A 13,116-nucleotide genomic window follows, 5' to 3' on the forward strand; every position below is an offset into this window, starting at 1 on the left:
CGGGCGGCAAGACCTCGGTCAAAGCCCGGCCCCGCCCGGGCGGGCGCGCCCAGCATGGGACCGTGCTCAGAACCTGCATGATCGCGGACTACCTGCGCCCGTACGCGCAGTGGCGGATCAACCGTCCCGACTCCCACCGCGACGACCGCGACGCCCGCGCCGCGATCGGCCTGATCGACGCGGCGGCCTATGCGGCGCAGCTGGACGACGCCGAGCGCGTCATCATCCGGCTGATCGTCGCGGGCTGCTTCCGCGGCGGCCGGTTCGACCCGGGCCCGGAGGGGGAGCGGATCATCCGCTTCTGGCATTACGACGACGCGTCGGGGAGCCCGGCCGACCTGCTGGAGGCGCTCGCGGCCTGCGCCGAGCGCGGGCTGCGCTCCGGCCGGACGGAGATCGGAACGTTCCCGCGCCCGCGCACCGGCGAGACGACCCCGGCGTAATTCGGCCGGTGTGGTTCCGCCGCTGTGGTTCCCCTGGTGTGGTTCGGGCGGCGTAATTACACCGGGTCGTTTCCGGGTTTCCACTTGATGCCGCAGCCGAGGCTCGGCGTGTGCGGCTCGGGGACGTCCTCCCCGGCCAGGACGAGGTCGAGCGCGGCCCTGAGCGATGTCCCGTCCGCCGGGACGTCGTTGCTCGGCCGCGCGCCGTCGAACTCGCCCCGGTAGGCGAGGCGCCGGTCCCGGTCGTAGAGGAAGAAGTCGGGGGTGCAGGCGGCCTTGAACGCCTTCGCGGCCTCCTGCGACTCGTCCACCAGGTACGGGAAGCCGAACCCGGCGCGCTCGGCCTGCTCGCGCAGGTGCTCGGGGCCGTCGTCGGGGTAGTTCACCGTCGTTGCTGCACACGGCGACGGTGGCGAGGCCCTTCGCGGCGTACTCCGCGGCGAGGGCGCCGATCCCCGCCTCGACCCGCCGCACGTACGGGCAGTGGTTGCACATGAAGATGACCAGCAGGGCGGCCGCCTGCGGGAAGTCCTCGTCCGACACGGTCCCGCCCTCGACGGACGGGAGCCTGAACGCCGGGAGCGGTGACCCGAGCGGCACCATGAACGATGCGATCGCCATGCCCCCATCATCACCCACCGGCGGCGCGCCGACCCGGAGACCCGACCCGCTTCCGGCGCCCGGGCCACCGGTTGCTAGCCTCCATACCAAAAGGTTTGGTATGGAGGTGTGGGTGAGCGGCGAGGACTGGCTGGACGAGGGGCTCGCACTGCTGGCGGAGCAGGGGGCGCCCGCGGTGACCCTGGACCGGATGTGCGAGCGGATGGGGATGTCCAAGGGGGCCTTCTACCATCACTTCGGGTCGATGCCGAAGTTCCGGACGAGGCTGCTCGCGCACTACGAGGAGCGGCACACCACGGCGATCATCGAGCGGGTGGAGGGCGCCGGCGACCTCTCGCCGCGGGCGCGGCTGGGGCGGCTCGCGGCCGAGGCCGTCGGCGACACCGGAGCCGAGCTCGGCGTCGCCGTGCGGGCCTGGGCGAAACAGGACCCGGAGGCGGCGGCCATGCAGGAGCGGGTGGACGCCACCCGGATCGCGTACCTGCGGGACCTGTGCGCGGGGATCGGGCACGCCGCCCCGGATCGCATGGCCACGCTCATCTATCTCGTGTTGATCGGCGGGGCGCATGTGACGCCCCCGCTGGGCGGCGAGGAGATGCGCGGCCTGTACGAACTGCTCTTCCCACTCTTGGACGCCGAGGAGGCCGCATCGTGAGGATCATCGACCGCGTCCCCGAACTGCGGGGGCTGCTGGCGGACGCCGACCACGTGGACGTGCGCGAAGCCGAGTCGGGGGCGAGCCTGCGGGAGTTCGTCGCCGGGGCGATGGGGCGGAACCCGGCCTGGATGCGCGGGCTCTTCCGCGCCAGGGGAGTGCTGGGCAGGGTTCTGCGCTTGCGTGAACCCGATATCCCGATCCGCGCGGTTCGGCGTCCGGAGGAACTGTCGTTCGCGCCCGGTGACCGCGTCGCGTTCTTCACGGTCAGGGACGCGTCCGAAGACCGGTTCGTCGTCCTCGAAGCGAGCGACAACCATCTGTCGTGCTGGTTGGCGATGGCCAGGGAACCGGCGGCGGACGGGCGTGCCCGGTTCGAAATGGCGACCATCGTCAAATACCACCGCTGGACGGGGCCGGTCTATTTCGCCGTCATCCGCCCGTTCCACCATCTGATCGTCGCGGGGATGGCCCGGTCGGGGGCGCGCGGTCCGTCCGCCGCGCGGGCAGGCGGAGTCGATCGGTGGGTTCCGCGGCTGCTGCTCGCGATCGCCGCGGGGCACGTCGCGATCGGGCTGGTCGACGACCGGGCGCGGTGGCGCGGCATCGTGTCGGAGGGGCTGTGGAACACGGTCTCGGGCGACGACGACGCCCGAAGGGCGGGCCTGTGGTTCATGCTCGGCGGAATCGCCCTCGGCGGGCTCGCGGTCCTCATGCGCCGGTCCGTGATCGCCACCGGCGCGCTGCCGCCCGAGACCGGTTGGATCCTGCTGTCCGCCGCCGTTCCGATCTGCGTGTTGGAACCCGCGTCCGGTGCTTGGGCGCTTCTTCCCTTGGGCGGGCTGGCCCTGTGGGCCTCGCGCCGTGACCATTCCGCGGGCGAATCGTCCGGAGCCTTGGAGCATGGAGAGCCCGCTCCGTCACAGTGAGAAAGTCCCGGCGCCGCGGGGCGCCGGGACTTTCCGTGTTACTCCGCGGGTTCGGGCTCGTCCGGGGGCGGCGGGCCGAGGGGGCCGCTGATGGCGGTCAGCGGGCTGTCGAGCGGTTCGCCCGAGCCGTCCCGGCGGCCCAGCGTGACGTTCAGCATCGCGGGCCGCCCGCCGGCCGCCGCCGCGCGCAGCGGCGTGGGGGCCGCCCACGCCTGGAGGAGGACGTCCTCGCCCTTGAGGAAGCGGTGCGCGCGGACCCCGCCCGTCGCGCGCCCCTTGGACGGGAAGTCGGCGAAGTCGGCGAGCTTGATCGCGCCGGTCTGGGTGCCGGGCAGCGCCGACGACGAACCGGAGATCGTGATCACCCGCGCCTCCCGGGCCGGGTCGATCGCCCCGAACCACAGGACGCGCGCGCCCGCGCCGAGCTTGATGCCCGCCATCCCCCCGGCCGCCCGCCCCTGCGGACGGACGAGCGACGCCGCGAAGTGCAGCAGTTGCGCGTCGGTGGTGATGAACACGAGGTGCTGCTCCTCGGAGAGCAACTGGACGGCGCCGACCACCCGGTCGCCCTCCTTGAGGCCGATCACCTCGAACTCGTCGCGGTTGGCCGGGAAGTCGGGGACGACCCGTTTGACCACGCCCTGCGCGGTGCCGAGGGCGAGCCCGCCGCCCTCCTCGCCCACGGCGGCGAGGCCCACGATCGTCTCGTCCGGCTCCAGGTCGACGTACTCGGTGACCGGGGCGCCGCCCGCGAGGGACGGCGGCGTCGCCGACGGCGGCAGCGTCGGCAGGTCGAGGACGTCGACGCGGATCATCCGGCCGAGCGAGGTGACGGCGCCGACCTGGCCGCGCGCCGTCGCGGGCACGACCGAGGTCAGCACGTCGTGCGCGGAGCGGGGGCCGCTGTCGGGCAGCGGGCCCGCGCCGTGCGTGCGGGCGAGGAGCCCGGTCGAGGAGAGCAGGACGGTGCAGGGGTCGTCGGCCACCTCCAGCGGGACGGCCTCGGCCGCCGTGTGCCCGGACGATTCGAGCAGGATCGTCCGGCGCGGGGTGGCGAACTCCTTGGCGACGTCGCCCAGTTCCTTGGACACGACGCCGCGGAGCTTGCGCTCGGACTCCAGGATCGCGGTCAGCTTCGCGATCTCCTTGGCGAGCTGCTCCTTCTCCTTCTCCAGTTCGAGCCGGTCGTAGCGGGTGAGGCGGCGCAGCGGCGTGTCGAGGATGTACTGGGCCTGGATGTCGGAGAGGTCGAAGATCTCCATCAGCCGCGCCTTGGCCTGCGCGGCGTCGTCGCTCTGCCGGATGACCTGGATGACCTCGTCGATGTTCAGCAGGGCGACGAGCAGGCCGTCCACGAGGTGGAGGCGGTCCTCGCGCTTCTTGCGGCGGAACATCGAGCGGCGCCGGACGACCTCGATGCGGTGGTCGACGTAGACCTGGAGCATCTCGCGCAGCCCGAGCGTGCGGGGCTGGCCGTCGACGAGCGCGACGTTGTTGATGCCGAACGTCTCCTCCATCGGCGTCAGCCGGTAGAGGTCGGCGAGCACGGCCTCCGGGTTGAAACCGTTCTTGATCTCGATGACGAGGCGGAGGCCGACGGTGCGGTCGGTGAGGTCCTTCAGGTCGGCGATGCCCTGGATCTTCTTGGCGTTGACCAGTTCCTTGATCTTGCCCTTGACGCGCTCCGGGCCGACCGCGTAGGGCAGTTCGCTGACGATGATGCCCTTGCGGCGCGGCGTGACGTTCTCGATGGACGTGGTGGCGCGGGTGCGGAAGGTGCCGCGTCCGGACGCGTAGGCGTCGCGGATGCCGTCCAGCCCGACGATCTTGCCGCCGGTGGGGAGGTCGGGGCCGGGGACGAAGCGCATCAGGTCGTCGAGCGTGGCGTCCGGGTGGTCGATGAGGTGCCGGGCCGCGGCGACGACCTCGCCGAGGTTGTGCGGCGCCATGTTCGTCGCCATCCCGACCGCGATCCCGGACGCGCCGTTGACCAGCAGGTTCGGGAACGCGGCGGGGAGCACCTCGGGCTCGGTCTCCTGGCCGTCGTAGTTCGGCCGGAAGTCGACGGTGTCCTCGTCGATGGACTCGACCATGAGCATCGCGGCGCGGGTCATCCGGGCCTCGGTGTACCGCATGGCGGCGGGCAGGTCGTCGCCGCCGAGCGAGCCGAAGTTGCCGTGCCCGTCGACGAGCGGCATCCGCATCGCCCACGGCTGCGCCATCCGGACCAGCGCGTCGTAGATGGCGCTGTCGCCGTGCGGGTGCAGCTTGCCCATCACCTCGCCGACCACGCGGGCGCACTTGACGTGCCCGCGGTCGGGGCGCAGCCCCATCTCGTTCATCGAGTAGAGGATCCGCCGCTGGACGGGCTTCAGCCCGTCGCGGGCGTTGGGGAGGGCCCGCTGGTAGATCACCGAGTAGGCGTATTCGAGGTAGCTGCCGCGCATCTCCTCGGAGACGTCGACGTCGACGATGTTCTCCTCGAAGTCCGGCGGGGGAGGGGCCTGGGATCCGCGTCGTGCCATGCCCCACATTGTGGCCGGTCCCACGGACATCTTCGGCCCGCCCCACCGGTTCGGCCGCCCGCCTCCGAGAATTCGGTGTCGTTCCGTCGCCTTCGCGGAAGTGTTCAATGAGGCAGGACGGTGTTTCGTTCCCGCAGGCGGAGGTTCCCTTGAGCGCGCTGGCCGACTTCCAGAACTCGATCTATCTGCAGGGGCTCGGCGACGTCGTCCCGCCGCTTCCGACGGACCTGACGAAGCTGGAGGGCCTCGCCGAGCGGGCGCTGTCGGCGCGGGCGTTCGGGTACGTCGCGGGATCGGCGGGCAGCGAGGCGACGGCGCGGGCCAACCGGGCCGCGTTCGACCGGTGGCGGATCGTGCCGCGGATGCTGAGGGACGTCTCCGACCGCGACCTGTCCGTCGAGGTGCTGGGCACGCGGATGCCGTCGCCGGTGGTGCTCGGGCCCATCGGCGTGTTGTCGATCGTCCACCACGACGGGGAACTGGCCGTCGCGCGGGCGGCGGCCGAGGAGGGCGTGCCGGTGGTGCTGAGCACGGCGTCCTCGTACAGCATCGAGGACGTGGCCCAGGCGAACGGCGACGGGCCGCGCTGGTTCCAGCTGTACTGGCCGAAGAACCAGGACCTGGCCGTGAGCCTCCTGGAACGGGCCAGGGCGGCCGGGTACACGGCCCTCGTCGTCACGCTCGACACGTTCACGCTGGCGTGGCGCCCGCGCGACCTCGACCGGGCGTACCTGCCGTTCCTGCGCGGCATCGGCGTCGCGAACTACTTCAGCGACCCGGTGTTCCAGGCGATGGTCGGCGGGCCGATCACCGACGCCAACCGGGACCAGGCGATCCTGCACTGGGTCGCCACGTTCGGGAACCCGAGCCTGACGTGGGACGATCTCCTCTTCCTGCGCGAGCACTGGGACGGCCCCATCGCGCTGAAGGGCGTCCAGCATCCGGACGACGCCCGCCAGGCCGTCGACGCGGGCATGGACGGCGTGATCGTCTCCAACCACGGCGGACGCCAGGTGGACGGCGCCGTCGCGTCCCTGGACGCCCTGCCCGGCGTGGTCGACGCCGTCCGCGACCAGGCGGCGGTCCTCTTCGACAGCGGGGTCCGCACGGGAGCGGACGTCGCGAAGGCCCTCGCGCTCGGCGCGGACGCCGTGCTGGTCGCGCGTCCGTACGCCTACGGGCTGGCGCTCGCGGGGCAGGCGGGCGTGCAGCACGTCCTGCGCTGCCTCCAGGCCGAGCTGGAACTGACGCTGGCGCTCTCCGGCATCGCGCGTCCGGACGAGCTGACGCCGGAACTCCTCGTGCGCGCGTGACCCGGTTCGGGTCTCAGCGGTCGACGGCGCGGCGGGCGACGACCAGGCTGCCGCGCTTGGTGACCGGCAGCGGGGTGCGCAGCCGCCGCGCCGCCTCCGCTGCCTCCGCCCGGGGGACGCGCCGGGCGACCAGGTAGTCGCGGACGGCGCCGTGGTCGGGCAGCGTGATCAGCGGCGCGTCCCAGCGCTCCACCTCGACCTCGCCGAACACCTCGCAGACGCGGGCCGGGGCCTCCTCGGCGTCGAACCCGGACGGCTCGGGCCGCCACACCGGCGCGAGCTCCGGGCTGTCGGTCCGGCAGACGGCGGTGACGAGCAGGACGCCGCCCGGCGCGAGGACGCGGCGCGCCTCCCGCAGGGCGCGGCCGGGATCGTCCAGGTGGTGGAGCAGGTTCACGGCGACGGCGGCGCCGAACGTCCCGTCGCGGAACGGCAGCCGCAGCGCGTCGGCCCGGACGCGCGGCGGCCGGTGGGCGCGCAGCAGGACGGCGGAGGCGTCAAGCCCCACGAGCCGGAACGGCGGCGGGTCGGGGAGGGCGTCGCTGAGCGCGCCCTCCCCGCAGCCGATGTCGAGCACCCGGGACGGCCCGTCGTTCAGCAGCTTCGCGGCGATGTGGTCGTGCAGGCTCCGCGCTCCGATCAGGTACTTCCGGGTGACCCTGGCGGCGAGGCGGAAGGACTCGGTGTCGGAGTCGTGCTCGGGTGTGCGGGCCATGCCCTGAGTCTGCCCGGCACGACCGCCGCGAAAAGCCGCCGGGGCGGGGGCGGTGCCTTGTCAGGCGGTCACGCCGCCGTCGATGACCAGGTCGTGCCCGACGACGTTGCGGGACGCGTCCGAGGCGAGCCACAGGACCGCCTCGGCGACCTCGGCGGTGTCCGACACCCGGCCGGACGGGGCGGCCGCCCGCATCCGCTCCGCCCGCTCCGCCGGGGTCTCGCCGGGCAGCAGCGACATCGGCGTGTCGGTCGGGCCGGGGCTGACCGCGTTGATCCGGACGCCGTCGGTGATGTGGTCGAGCGCGGCCGTCCGGGTGAGGACGCTGACCGCCGCCTTGGACGCGGCGTAGGCGGCGAGCCCCGGGCGCCGCCCGTGCGCGCCGATGTTGGACGAGACGTTCACGATCGTCCCGCCGCCGTGCCCGCGCATGTGGGCGATCTCGTGCTTCATCGACAGGAACACGCCGGTCAGGTTGACGGCGAGGACGGCGTCCCAGGCCGCCTCGTCGATGTCGGCGACGGGCCCGGCCGCGCCGAGCACGCCTGCGTTGTTGACCGCGATGTGCAGGCCGCCGTGCCGGGCGGCGACGGCCGCGACCATGCGGGCGGCGGCGGCCGGGTCGGTCACGTCGGCGACGACGTGGTCGGCGCCGCCGGTTCCGGCGGCGCCGACCTCCTTGGCCGCTGTGGCGAGCGCGTCCTCGTCGCGTCCGGCGAGGACGACCGTGGCGCCCGCGCGGGCGAGCGCGTGCGCGATGGCGCGGCCGATGCCGCCCGCGCCGCCGGTGATCAGGGCGACGCGGCCGTCGAAGGTCGTCATGGTGGCTCCTCAACTAGATCGATCGTTCTTGAATAAGGGCAGGAAAAGGCCCTCGCCCCGGACGGGGGAGGGGTCAGTCGAAGAGGGCGGCCGCCTGGCGCGTCGCGTCTCGGAGGCGGCCGTCGTCGGCGGGGACGCGCCCCAGCACGCGGACGCCCTGGAAGAAGACGACCAGGAACCGGGCCAGCGCGCGCGGGTCGCGGTCCGGCGGCAGCTCGCCCTGGGCCCGGGCGCGCGTCAGCGCCGAGGTGAGGGACGCCTCAAGGAAGTTCCAGCTCGCCTCGACGAGGCGCGCGGCCTCCGGGTCGCGGGCGGCGAGCTCCACCGCCGAGTTGACCACGAAGCAGCCGTACCGCGGCCGGTCGCGGGCCGACTCCTCGCCGTACCGCTCGATCAGCCGCCTGATCGCGGGCAGGACGGGCCCCGGCCGCGCCAGCGCCTCCGCGATCGCCGGGTCGGTCGTCTCCAGGTAGCGCTCCAGCGCCTTCAGATACAGCTCGTGCTTGCCGCCGAACGTCGCGTAGATGCTGGCGCGGGCGACCCCGAGGCGCTCGACGAGGTCGGCCATGGACGTCGCCTCGTACCCGCGTTCCCAGAACAGCTCCAGGGCGCGGTGGAGCGCCGCGTCCGGGTCGAACTCCTTCGTCCGTGCCATGGGCAGGACGATCGCATATCAAGAACGATCGGTCAAATATCAGCCGGACGAGCGCGCCGGGACGGCCGAGCGTCCGAGGTCCAGCGTGTCCAGCACCGAGCCGTCGGCGGCGAGCGCCTCGACGAGCGGGCCCTGCCGCGCGCCCCACACGACCGCGACGTGGCCGTGCGCGGGGACGTCCAGCAGCCGCGCGCCGACCCGGACCCGGGCGACCTCGGCCGACGCGCGCAGCCGCGCCTCGTTCACCCACTTCGCGCCCCACGGCAGCAGGCGCCCGGCGTTGCGGACCGTCCGGCCTGACCCGTACTTCAGCAGGTGCCGTCCCATCTCGCCGGACGAGCGGCGCGCGAGCGCGTCGTCCGGGGCCGAGCCGCCCCCGCCGCCGAGCTCCATCCACTCGCCGTCGCGGCGGTGGAAGGTGAAGCCCTCGATGAACGCGCCCGGCCCGGACGCGGGGTCGCCCCACTGGTGGAGGATCGTGACGACGGCGACGTCGCCGTCCTTGTCGAGCCCGAGCGGAAGGAAGTCCCGGCCGTCCTCGAAGGCGGCGGGCGCCGGGTCGGGCAGGCCGTCCCTGAGGAGACGCAGGCACTCCTCGCGCACCTCGTGGTGGTTCATGTCGGGGACCTCTGGATCGTGCGGGCGGGGTGGACGCCGTGGACCGACCTGGGGTGGGAAGGCGAAGGGCCCTCCCGCGGAAGGGCCCGGCGTCGGACACACTCTAGAGGTCCGGCTTGTCTGGTTTCACCCGTCGGGTGCTCTTTCGTCGGCGGCTCGCCACCCGTCCTTCACCGGCGCGCCGTCCGCCGCCCCACCGGGCGTGAACGCCCGCACGGAGAGGGCCGCACACAAGATCGCGATCGGCAGTTCGGCCCCGGCGGCGAGCGCGACCGACAGCGCGCGGTGGGCGCCGGGCGTGGCGGTCGTCACATCGAACCAGGCGTCGGTGACCAGCAGGGTCGCGGCGACGGCTGCGGCCGTGCGGTACCGGTCGTCGTGGCGCAGGAGCAGCACGCCCGTGCCGAGCAGCGCCGCCGCCTCCATCAGGTCGAGCCCCACCCACGCCGTCGACCAGTTCTGGACGACGGCCGTCGACGGCATCGTCCGCGCGAGCCCCCAGATCCAGGGGGCCATGGCCGCCGCGCCCCCGACGAAGGCCCAGCCCAGCCGCCGTCCGCGCGCCCGCCGTCCGCGCGCCCGCCGCGCTGGGCGCGCCGGACGTGTCGCGCGGACGGGGCGCGGCGGACGGGACGTGAGCGGCGGCGCGGTACCGGCGACCATGGCGAGACCCCCTGGGAACGGTGCTCGATGCGAGACGTCGATCGATGCGAGTCCAAGCCTCGCCTCCCGGCGGGTCACGGTCGGTAGCGCGGCTATCCGACTTGGGGTGGCACTAGGTTCACCCTCCGCCCTGGTGCCTTCGCCATGGCGGGCTCGCGGGCCGCGCCCCTACCGTTGCGCCATGGCATCCATCACCGCGGCGACGCGGCGTGCGCGCGCACACGCACCGTGGTCGCCCGCGGCGTGGCGGGACACCGCGTTCGTCGCCTCCGGGGTGCCGCTCCAGTCCGCCGGATGGCTGATCGTCGGGGCCCTCTGGACGGTCTGGACGCCGGTCAAGGTCCTGCCGATCCTCGTCCTGACCGGGGCGTCGGTGATGCTCCTGCTGCTGGCGCTCCGGCCGCTGACGTCCTGGCAGCGGGAGCGCTGCTGGGCGCTGCTCGGCCTGCGCGTCCCGCGCATGCCGGGCTTCGAGGACGGCCGCGCGTGGGACGCCCTGCGCGACCTGCGCTCGCCCGAGCTGTGGCGCGTCCTGCAGTACCACCTGGTCGTCGGGCCGTTCCTCGCGGTCGGCGGACTCGCCGTCATCGCCGCCTGGGCGGGCGGGGCCGCCCTCGCCGTCTCCGGCGGGTACGCGTGGGCGCTGCCGCCCGGCGGCCCCGACCTGGCCGGGCACCCGCCGCGCGTCGTCCTGCTCACCGCGATCGGCGTGCTTCTGCTCGGCGCGGCGCCGTGGGCGGCGGCGGCCGTCCGCCGGGTGGACGCCCGCGCCGTCGCGTCCCTGCTCGGCCCGGACCGCGCGAAGGAGCTGCAGCGGCGCGTCGACGACCTCGCCGAGATGCGCGCCAGCGTCGTCGACGCCGCCGACATCGAGCGCCGCCGCATCGAACGCGACTTGCACGACGGGGCGCAGCAGCGGCTCGTCGCCCTCGCGCTGAACCTCGGGCTGGCCCGCGAGACACTCACCGGCGTGCCCGACGACGCCATGCGGGTGATCGTCGAGGCGCACGAGGAGGCGAAGGAGGCGCTCAGCGAGCTGCGGACGCTCATTCGCGGGCTGCACCCGGCCGTCCTTGAGGACCGCGGCCTGGACGCGGCCCTGTCCGGCATCGCCGCGCGGGTTCCGCTGCCTGTCCGGCTCAGGGTCGAGGCGGAGCCGCGCGCGTCGTCCACGGTGGAGGCGGTCGCGTACTTCGTCGTGTCGGAGGCGCTCACCAACGTGGTCAAGCACGCGCGGGCGAGCGAGGTGGACGTCGCCGTGCTCCGCCGAGGCGACACGCTGCGGGTGCGGGTCTGCGACGACGGCTTGGGCGGCGCCGACCCGTCCGCCGGGACGGGCCTCACCGGCCTCGCACGGCGTGTGCGATCCGTGGACGGTACGTTCCGTATCGCCAGCCCCGCCGGGGGCCCGACGACCGTGACCGTGGAGTTGCCGTGCGCGTTGTGATCGCCGAGGACTCGGTGCTGCTCCGGGCCGGGCTGATCAAACTGCTGGAGACCTCGGGGTTCGAGGTCGCGGCGGCGGTCGGGGAGGCCGAGGGGCTGCTCGCGGCCGTGCGCGAGCACCGTCCGGACGCGGCGATCGTGGACGTCCGGATGCCGCCCGGCTTCACCGACGAGGGCGTCCGCGCGGCGCTCGTCATGCGGCGCGAGTCGCCCGAGGTGGCGGTGCTGCTGCTGTCCCAGTACGTCGAGGAGCGGTACGCGGCGGACCTGCTCTCCACCAGCACCAGCGGCATCGGCTACCTGCTCAAGGACCGGGTCGCCGACGTCTCGGTCTTCCTGGACGCGCTGCGCCGCGTCGCCTCCGGCGGCACCGCGCTGGACCCGGAGGTCGTCGCGCAACTCCTGCTCCGCCGCCACCGCGACCCGCTCGACCGGCTCACCCCGCGCGAGCGGGAGGTCCTCGCGCTGATGGCGGAGGGACGCTCCAACGCCGGGATCGCCGCCGCGCTGGTCGTCAGCGAGAGCGCGGTCGCGAAGCACATCAACGGCATCTTCGCCAAGCTCGACCTGCCGCATGCCGAGGGGGACCATCGGCGGGTCCTCGCCGTGCTTCGCTTCCTGGACGGCGAAGCATGACCGACGGCACGAAGCCCCCTCCGCCCCCGCCGCCTGGGCCGGAGCCGGAGGCGGCGGCGCGGCGGCGCGGCGTGTGGATCGTCCTCGCCGTCGTGACCGCGCTGGCCGTGGTCGTCCCGGCGGGCCTGTACGCGTTCGGACGGCTCGTCCGGCGGACGTCGGAGTCGGTCACGCCCTACCACGTCGCGATCAAGGAGCTGCGGCTCGACATGGACGACGCCGAGGTCTCCGTCGGGCCGGGACCCGAGGGCGAGGCCCGCGTCTACAAGCGGCTGACCTGGGGCCTCCACAAGCCGGACGTCACCGAGTCGCTGGTGGAGGACGTGCTGTTCGTCACCTTCCGCTGCGACCGTCCCGGCCCGGTCATCGGCCGCGAGTGCGGGGCGGACGTCGATGTCCGGGTCCCGCCGGGGGTGCGGGTGTCGGCCGTGACGGGCTCCGGCCGCGTCGTGGTGCGCGGGCTGGCCGGGGACCTCGACCTGCGCACCGGCTCGGGGGAGGTCGAGGTCGCGGACGTGCGCGGACGGCTCCGCCTCCAGGCCCGGTCCGGTGAGGTCAGGGCGACCGGGCTCGCGTCCCGCAAGGTGGTGGCGGAGGCGTCGTCCGGGGCGCTCGACCTGCGCTTCGCCGAGCCGCCCGACCTGGTGACGGCCACCGTCCGCTCGGGGGCGGTGAAGGTCATCGTCCCGCCCGGGTCGCAGTACCAGGTCCTCGGGTGGACGGGCTCCGGCTCCGCCCACCTCAACCCGGCGGTGGTGGACGACGCCTCGCCGCGGCGGATCTCCGTCTACAGCAATTCGGGTTCGAGTTACGTCGACTACCGCGACGACTAGTGGCGCCTTCTCCCGGTCGTGTCTGTGGCGGAGGCAACACCGCCGAGGTTTGCGTCATTTGTGTCGAGAGGGTTTACTGCTGACGTGACTTTCGTGCGCCCGTTCTCCGAGCACCGCCCGCCGGCCATGTCGGCCGCGCGGTCCGCTCGACGTGCGCGCTGTCGTCGAATGTGTGACCGCTGAGGGCCCCTGCCTGCCGCCTGAGCCTCGCGCCCCGAAGCGAGCGAGTCCCCGACACACGA

At 73.8% G+C, this 13,116-nt stretch carries 14 protein-coding genes and 1 pseudogene; 7 read left to right on the plus strand and 8 right to left on the minus strand.

Annotated features, from left to right (window positions below):
- Positions 1–62: 62 nt before the first annotated feature.
- Positions 63–443 (plus strand): hypothetical protein, encoded by a 381-nt coding sequence (locus tag ACH01S_RS27720; protein WP_148344825.1) that lies wholly within the window; start codon positions 63–65, stop codon positions 441–443.
- Between the two features lie 56 nt (positions 444–499).
- Here the strand turns inward: ACH01S_RS27720 and ACH01S_RS46200 are convergent, their stop codons facing one another.
- Positions 500–829, minus strand: coding sequence for a thioredoxin domain-containing protein (locus ACH01S_RS46200; protein WP_246237230.1), 330 nt, complete (start codon positions 827–829; stop codon positions 500–502).
- A 55-nt stretch (positions 830–884) separates the two neighbouring features.
- Positions 885–1,064, minus strand: a pseudogene (locus tag ACH01S_RS46205) (thioredoxin family protein); the annotation flags it as partial.
- 112 nt (positions 1,065–1,176) lie between these two features.
- On the opposite strand from ACH01S_RS46205, the gene ACH01S_RS27730 reads away from it, so the two are divergent.
- Both ACH01S_RS27730 and ACH01S_RS27735 read left to right on the plus strand, forming a co-directional pair.
- Positions 1,177–1,719, plus strand: a complete 543-nt coding sequence (locus ACH01S_RS27730; protein ID WP_218010421.1) for a TetR/AcrR family transcriptional regulator — start codon at positions 1,177–1,179, stop codon at positions 1,717–1,719.
- A complete protein-coding gene (locus ACH01S_RS27735) occupies positions 1,716–2,648 on the plus strand; it encodes a DUF6463 family protein (protein WP_067897766.1) in 933 nt (310 codons plus the stop codon). The genes ACH01S_RS27730 and ACH01S_RS27735 overlap by 4 nt, the downstream gene beginning before the upstream one ends.
- Before the next feature lie 38 nt (positions 2,649–2,686).
- Here ACH01S_RS27735 and ACH01S_RS27740 read toward each other — a convergent pair whose 3' ends face one another.
- Positions 2,687–5,173: a DNA gyrase/topoisomerase IV subunit A gene (locus tag ACH01S_RS27740; RefSeq protein ID WP_083981210.1), complete on the minus strand. Its 2,487-nt coding sequence runs from the start codon at positions 5,171–5,173 to the stop codon at positions 2,687–2,689.
- 149 nt (positions 5,174–5,322) lie between these two features.
- Between ACH01S_RS27740 and ACH01S_RS27745 the strand changes: the two genes are divergently transcribed.
- Positions 5,323–6,486: a lactate 2-monooxygenase gene (locus ACH01S_RS27745; protein ID WP_218010422.1), complete on the plus strand. Its 1,164-nt coding sequence runs from the start codon at positions 5,323–5,325 to the stop codon at positions 6,484–6,486.
- A gap of 13 nt (positions 6,487–6,499) precedes the next feature.
- Here the strand turns inward: ACH01S_RS27745 and ACH01S_RS27750 are convergent, their stop codons facing one another.
- The 5 genes from ACH01S_RS27750 to ACH01S_RS27770 all read right to left on the minus strand — a co-directional run bounded on the left by ACH01S_RS27750 (position 6,500) and on the right by ACH01S_RS27770 (position 9,959).
- A complete protein-coding gene (locus ACH01S_RS27750; protein WP_067897774.1) occupies positions 6,500–7,201 on the minus strand; it encodes a class I SAM-dependent methyltransferase in 702 nt (233 codons plus the stop codon).
- A 60-nt stretch (positions 7,202–7,261) separates the two neighbouring features.
- Positions 7,262–8,023 (minus strand): SDR family NAD(P)-dependent oxidoreductase, encoded by a 762-nt coding sequence (locus tag ACH01S_RS27755; RefSeq protein ID WP_067897777.1) that lies wholly within the window; start codon positions 8,021–8,023, stop codon positions 7,262–7,264.
- A gap of 73 nt (positions 8,024–8,096) precedes the next feature.
- The gene (locus tag ACH01S_RS27760; protein WP_067897780.1) at positions 8,097–8,678 is read right to left on the minus strand and encodes a TetR/AcrR family transcriptional regulator; all 582 of its coding nucleotides are present in this window, start codon (positions 8,676–8,678) and stop codon (positions 8,097–8,099) included.
- Positions 8,679–8,717: 39 nt separating this feature from the next.
- Positions 8,718–9,296: a hypothetical protein gene (locus tag ACH01S_RS27765; RefSeq protein ID WP_083981211.1), complete on the minus strand. Its 579-nt coding sequence runs from the start codon at positions 9,294–9,296 to the stop codon at positions 8,718–8,720.
- Positions 9,297–9,422: 126 nt separating this feature from the next.
- Positions 9,423–9,959 carry a hypothetical protein gene (locus tag ACH01S_RS27770; RefSeq protein WP_148344826.1) on the minus strand — a complete coding sequence of 179 codons (537 nt, stop codon included), beginning with the start codon at positions 9,957–9,959 and terminating at the stop codon, positions 9,423–9,425.
- A 181-nt stretch (positions 9,960–10,140) separates the two neighbouring features.
- Here ACH01S_RS27770 and ACH01S_RS27775 point away from each other — a divergent pair, with 181 nt between their 5' ends.
- The 3 genes from ACH01S_RS27775 to ACH01S_RS27785 are packed head-to-tail and all read left to right on the plus strand — an operon-like array spanning position 10,141 to position 12,874.
- On the plus strand, positions 10,141–11,406 hold the full coding sequence (locus tag ACH01S_RS27775) for a sensor histidine kinase (protein ID WP_067897783.1): 1,266 nt from the start codon (positions 10,141–10,143) through the stop codon (positions 11,404–11,406).
- Positions 11,394–12,041: a response regulator gene (locus ACH01S_RS27780; protein WP_067897787.1), complete on the plus strand. Its 648-nt coding sequence runs from the start codon at positions 11,394–11,396 to the stop codon at positions 12,039–12,041. Before ACH01S_RS27775 ends, ACH01S_RS27780 begins: the two co-directional genes overlap by 13 nt.
- Positions 12,038–12,874 carry a DUF4097 family beta strand repeat-containing protein gene (locus ACH01S_RS27785; RefSeq protein ID WP_067897790.1) on the plus strand — a complete coding sequence of 279 codons (837 nt, stop codon included), beginning with the start codon at positions 12,038–12,040 and terminating at the stop codon, positions 12,872–12,874. The genes ACH01S_RS27780 and ACH01S_RS27785 overlap by 4 nt, the downstream gene beginning before the upstream one ends.
- The last annotated feature ends 242 nt before the right edge of the window (positions 12,875–13,116 follow it).

Source organism: Actinomadura chibensis NBRC 106107 (assembly GCF_001552135.1).
In the GTDB taxonomy this organism is placed as follows: Bacteria; Actinomycetota; Actinomycetes; order Streptosporangiales; family Streptosporangiaceae; genus Spirillospora; species Spirillospora chibensis.